This window comes from Microbacterium sp. (assembly GCF_011620715.1).
In the GTDB taxonomy this organism is placed as follows: Bacteria; Actinomycetota; Actinomycetes; order Actinomycetales; family Microbacteriaceae; genus Microbacterium.
Window position 1 is genome coordinate 1 of record NZ_WOYP01000024.1, and the last position, 4,613, is coordinate 4,613.

The 4,613-nt window shown below is 68.0% G+C and carries 6 protein-coding genes; all 6 read left to right on the forward strand.

The window, feature by feature from the left end; all coding sequences use genetic code 11:
* A partial coding sequence (locus QZV84_RS02605) for an Hsp70 family protein (protein ID WP_292824867.1) occupies positions 1-534 on the forward strand: 534 nt, incomplete at its 5' end.
* 2 nt (positions 535-536) lie between these two features.
* Positions 537-1,160, forward strand: a complete 624-nt coding sequence (locus QZV84_RS02610; protein ID WP_292824870.1) for a nucleotide exchange factor GrpE — start codon at positions 537-539, stop codon at positions 1,158-1,160.
* A gap of 9 nt (positions 1,161-1,169) precedes the next feature.
* On the forward strand, positions 1,170-2,156 hold the full coding sequence (locus QZV84_RS02615) for a DnaJ C-terminal domain-containing protein (protein WP_292824874.1): 987 nt from the start codon (positions 1,170-1,172) through the stop codon (positions 2,154-2,156).
* Positions 2,157-2,192: 36 nt separating this feature from the next.
* Complete coding sequence (locus tag QZV84_RS02620) at positions 2,193-2,684, forward strand: MerR family transcriptional regulator (protein ID WP_292824877.1); 492 nt, start codon at positions 2,193-2,195, stop codon at positions 2,682-2,684.
* A gap of 100 nt (positions 2,685-2,784) precedes the next feature.
* Positions 2,785-3,519 (forward strand): potassium channel family protein, encoded by a 735-nt coding sequence (locus QZV84_RS02625; RefSeq protein ID WP_292824880.1) that lies wholly within the window; start codon positions 2,785-2,787, stop codon positions 3,517-3,519.
* On the forward strand, positions 3,516-4,601 hold the full coding sequence (locus tag QZV84_RS02630) for an AI-2E family transporter (protein ID WP_292824883.1): 1,086 nt from the start codon (positions 3,516-3,518) through the stop codon (positions 4,599-4,601). Before QZV84_RS02625 ends, QZV84_RS02630 begins: the two co-directional genes overlap by 4 nt.
* The last annotated feature ends 12 nt before the right edge of the window (positions 4,602-4,613 follow it).

Sequence of the window (4,613 nt, forward strand, 5' to 3'; positions counted from 1 at the left end):
CCGCAGGTCGAGGTCACCTTCGACATCGACGCGAACGGCATCGTGCACGTGTCCGCTAAGGACAAGGGCACCGGCAAGGAGCAGTCGATGACGATCACGGGCGGCTCGTCGCTGCCCAAGGACGACATCGAGCGCATGGTGCGCGAAGCCGAGGAGCACGCCGCCGAAGACAAGAAGCGTCGCGAGTCGGCCGAGACCCGCAACCAGGCCGAGACGCTCTCGTACTCGATCGACAAGCTCATCAAGGAGAACGACGACAAGCTCCCCGCCGAGGTCAAGACCGAGGTGCAGGGTGACGTCGACGCGCTCAAGGCGGCGCTCGCCGGTGAGGACGACGACGCGGTGAAGACCGCGTTCGACACGCTCACCGTGAGCCAGGGCAAGCTGGGCGAAGCGATCTACGCCTCGAGCCAGGCGACGCAGGCCGCATCGGATGCCGGTGGCGAGGCTCCCTCGGGCGGGTCCGAGTCGGCATCGTCCGACGAGGACGTCATCGACGCCGAGGTCGTCGACGACGAACACGACAAGAAGTAGTCATGACCGACAAGGACTTCGAAGGGAACGGCCCCGAGCAGGAGCCTGGCGACGAGGTTCGACCGGACGAGGAGGGGTCGGAGGCGCAGGTCTCCGACCCTGTCTCGCAGGACGAACTGACCGTCGACGACATCCTCGGCGCCGAACAGAACGCTGATGCCGCGGCGGAGGACATTGTGCTCGCCGACCTCGAGTCGGCCCTGCTGAACGATCTGAAGCGGCTGCAGGCCGAGTACGCCAACTACCGTCGGCGCACGGAGGACCAGCGCGAGCGCGAGATCGAGCGTGCCCGGGGTGAGGCGGTCAAGGGCCTGCTTCCGGTGCTCGACGATCTCGACCGTGCGACCAAGCACGGCGACCTCGTCGAGGGCACTCCGTTCGCCGCGATCGGCGACAAGGTGCGGGCGGTGGCCGAGAAGCTCGGTGTCGTCTCGTACGGCGAGGCCGGTGAGGCGTTCGACCCGCAGCAGCACGAGGCGATCTTCCAGGCACCGACGCCGGGGGTCACCCAAGCGACGATCCTCGAGGTGGTCGAAGTCGGCTACCGACTGGGTTCGGTTGAACTGCGACCCGCCAAGGTGGTCGTCGCGGTGCCGGCCGACCCCTCGACGGGCTCAAGGACCTAGAGGAGGGCCATGGCCAGTCAGGACTGGTTCGACAAGGACTTCTACAAAGTCTTGGGCGTCGAGAAGGGCGTCAGCCAAGCGGAGCTGAAGAAGACATATCGCAAGCTCGCCCGCACGCACCACCCCGACTCCAACCAGGGCGATGCGAAGGCCGAGGAGAAGTTCAAAGAGGTCAGCGAGGCGTACTCGGTGCTGTCCGACCCCGAACAGCGCAAGGAGTACGATCAGATCCGCGCCATGGGCTCGGGCGCGCGCTTCACGGCCGGAGACCGACCGGGCGGCTTCGAAGACGTCTTCAGCGCGTTCGGCCAGGGTCGCGGCAGCCGCCAGTCGCCGCAGGACTTCGACGACATCTTCAGCATGTTCAACCAGCAGCAGGGCGGCGGCTTCGGCTCGGGGCGGTTCGGTCAGTCCACGGGCGGCTTCCGCGGCTACGGCGGCCCGCAGCGCGGCGCCGACGTGACGGCCCGCACGACGATCGATTTCATCACCGCGACCAAGGGCGAGACGATCACCCTCCAGGGCGAGGACGGCAAGCCGTTCAAGGTGAAGATCCCCGCAGGCGTGTCCGATGGGCAGAAGATCCGCCTGCGCGGTCGCGGCCGGCACTCGCCGGACGGCGGCGAGTCGGGCGATATCGTCGTTCAGGTGACCGTTCGCCCGCATCCGGTGTTCACGCGCGAGGGGCTCAACCTGCGTGTGACCGTCCCCGTGACCTTCACCGAGGCCGCCCTGGGCGCCACGATCGAGGTTCCGACCCTCGGCGGCGACCCGGTCAAGCTGCGCGTCGCCCCGGGCACTCCGTCGGGCCGCGTGCTGCGCGTCAAGGGGCGCGGCGTGCAGACGGCGAAAGGGACCGGCGATCTGCTCGCCGAAGTGCAGGTCGCAGTGCCGTCGCACCTCGATGATGCAGCGCGCGAAGCGCTCGAACGATTCCACGAGCTGGAGCCGAAGGACAACCCGCGCGCCGACCTCATGTCGCGCGCGCGTGGCTAGAAGGTCGCGACGAGGAGAGGGACGAGGTGAGGACGGATGCCGCAACGAGAGGTCGATGAGGACGCCCCGATCTTCGCCATCGCCGTCGCCGCCGAACTGGCGAACATGCATCCGCAGACGCTTCGGCAGTACGACCGGCTCGGCCTCGTCGTGCCCGCACGCACTCAGGGCGGCTCGCGGCGGTACTCGACGCGTCACGTCGAGCAGCTGCGCGAAGTCGCCCGCCTCTCGTCCGACGGCATGAGCCTGCCGGCCATCGCGCGGATCATCGAGCTCGAGAACCACGTGCAGGAGCTGCGCGTGCGCGTGCGCGACCTCGAAGCGCGTATGCGTACCGAGCTCGAGAACCGTCCCGGCGCCCGGGTGTTCGCAGCCGGCGCCACCGGCTCGGTCGTGACGCTCCGGCAGGGGCGTCGCGTGCGCCGCGCGACCGACATCGTGGTGTGGCGCCCGCGTCTGGTCCTCGAGGAAGGCCGGGGCACGGCATCCGACGATTCGAGAGACGTCGCACCCGGTGCCGACGGGTGACCGTCCCGCCGATCCCGTGGGGAAGCTCGTCCAATGTGACCGAGCGGTAGCAGCGGCGAGGCATCCGGCCCGCCGGGCGCCGCGGTTCTAGAGTTTCGGCATGACAGAGGAACGCTGGAGCCAGCTGACGTACTGGCCACTCCTCATCGCCTCGGTGATCTTCATCGTGGCTTACTCCTGGCAGGTGATCGCCGACCTCCAGGGAACCGCCGAACTCATCGCCCGACTCACGATGACGCTCACGTGGGTCGTGTTCGTCATCGACTACCTGGTGCGACTCGTCCTCGCCTCGCCGCGAGGAGTCTGGTTCCGCAAGCACATCTTCGATCTGCTGGTGGTCGTGCTGCCCGCACTCAAGCCGCTGCGCCTCCTGAAGGCTCTGACCCTCGTGCACACCCTGCAGCGCACCGCGGGCACAGCTCTGCGCAGTCGGATCGCGATCTACGGCGCCGGAGCGGCGACCATCCTCATCTGGATCGCCGCGCTCGCCGAGCTGGATGCCGAGCGTGGTGCCCCTGGGGCGAACATCGAGAACTTCGGCGATGCGGTGTGGTGGGCTTTCGTCACGATCACCACCGTCGGCTACGGCGACTTTTACCCGGTGACCGCCGCCGGCCGAATGGTCGCGGTGCTGCTGATGGGCAGCGGGGTCGCCGTGGTCGGCGTCGTCACCGCCACCCTCGCGTCTTGGGTGCTGGAGCGCGTCGCGACCGGCCGCGACGACGATGAGCCGGCCACTCGCGGCCAGTTGCGCAAGGTCGCCGCCCAGCTCGACGACATGAGCGACAGGCTCGGCCGGCCGCCCGAATCTCCCGAGAAAGCGGAGGCCCGATGAGCCTGTTCGAAGGCCCCGAGCCGGTCGCACCCCCGACGCCTCCCGCGCTGTCCCCGACCCTCCGGGTGCTGATCGGCCTTGCCACGGCGGTGATCGCCCTCACAGGACTCTTCCTCGCGCGAGAAGTGGTCGGACCGCTCGTGCTGGCCGCCGTCATCGTCATCATCTGTCATCCCCTGCGGCATCCGCTGGAGCACTGGGGCTGGCCGCGCTGGGCCGCGACGACGGGCGTGATCGTCATCGCGGATCTGATCCTTCTGGTGCTCGGACTGCTCCTGTTCTTCGCGGGCACGCAGTTCATCCGCCTGGTGGCCGAGTACGCGGACGAGCTCCAAGCCACCGCTCAGGAGGTCATCACCTGGCTCAGATCGTTCGGGTTGGATCAACAAGCAGCGGATGCCGCGGCATCCATCCTTCAGCCGTCGAGCATCGTGGCGTTCGTCACTTCGCTCGGCGGCACCGCGCTCGGCATCCTGACCGCCCTGTTCTTCGTGTTCGCGTACGTGATCTTCATGGCCGTCGACGGCGCACGCTACGCGCGGGCCGAGACGAGCTATGGGCAGGTCGCCGCACACGCTCTGCAGCGGTTCCGCGCCTACAACTCCGGCGTGCGGCGGTACTACGTCGTCAACGTGAGCTTCGGCGCCGTCGTCGCGATCATCGACGGTCTCGCCCTGTGGGCACTCGGCATCCCGGTGCCGGCGGTGTGGGCGATCCTCGCGTTCGTGACCAATTTCATCCCGAACATCGGGTTCGTGATCGGCCTGATCCCGCCCGCTCTTCTGGCCCTCGTCGTCGGCGGCTGGCCCCTCATGCTCGCAGTGATCGCCGTCTACTGCGTCGTGAACGTCACCCTGCAGGTTCTCGTTCAGCCCAAGTTCGTGAGCGACGCGGTGAACCTGAGCCTCACACTGAGCTTCTTCTCGGTGATCTTCTGGACCTTCATCATGGGTCCGCTCGGCGCGATCCTCTCCATCCCGCTGACACTCCTCGTGCGCGCACTCGTGCTCGAGGGCGACCCGGGCACGCGGTGGCTGCGCTGGCTGTCTGGGGACGCCGTCACCGCCGTTCCCAATCCCTGACCGCGAGAAGGT

Excerpts from the sequence above, each read along its gene's own strand:
- QZV84_RS02615 (WP_292824874.1), top strand. The coding sequence starts at position 1,170 with ATGGCCAGTCAGGACTGGTTCGACAAGGACTTCTACAAAGTCTTGGGC.
- QZV84_RS02625 (WP_292824880.1), top strand. The coding sequence starts at position 2,785 with ATGACAGAGGAACGCTGGAGCCAGCTGACGTACTGGCCACTCCTCATC.
- QZV84_RS02630 (WP_292824883.1), top strand. The coding sequence starts at position 3,516 with ATGAGCCTGTTCGAAGGCCCCGAGCCGGTCGCACCCCCGACGCCTCCC.
- QZV84_RS02620 (WP_292824877.1), top strand. The coding sequence starts at position 2,193 with ATGCCGCAACGAGAGGTCGATGAGGACGCCCCGATCTTCGCCATCGCC.
- QZV84_RS02610 (WP_292824870.1), top strand. The coding sequence starts at position 537 with ATGACCGACAAGGACTTCGAAGGGAACGGCCCCGAGCAGGAGCCTGGC.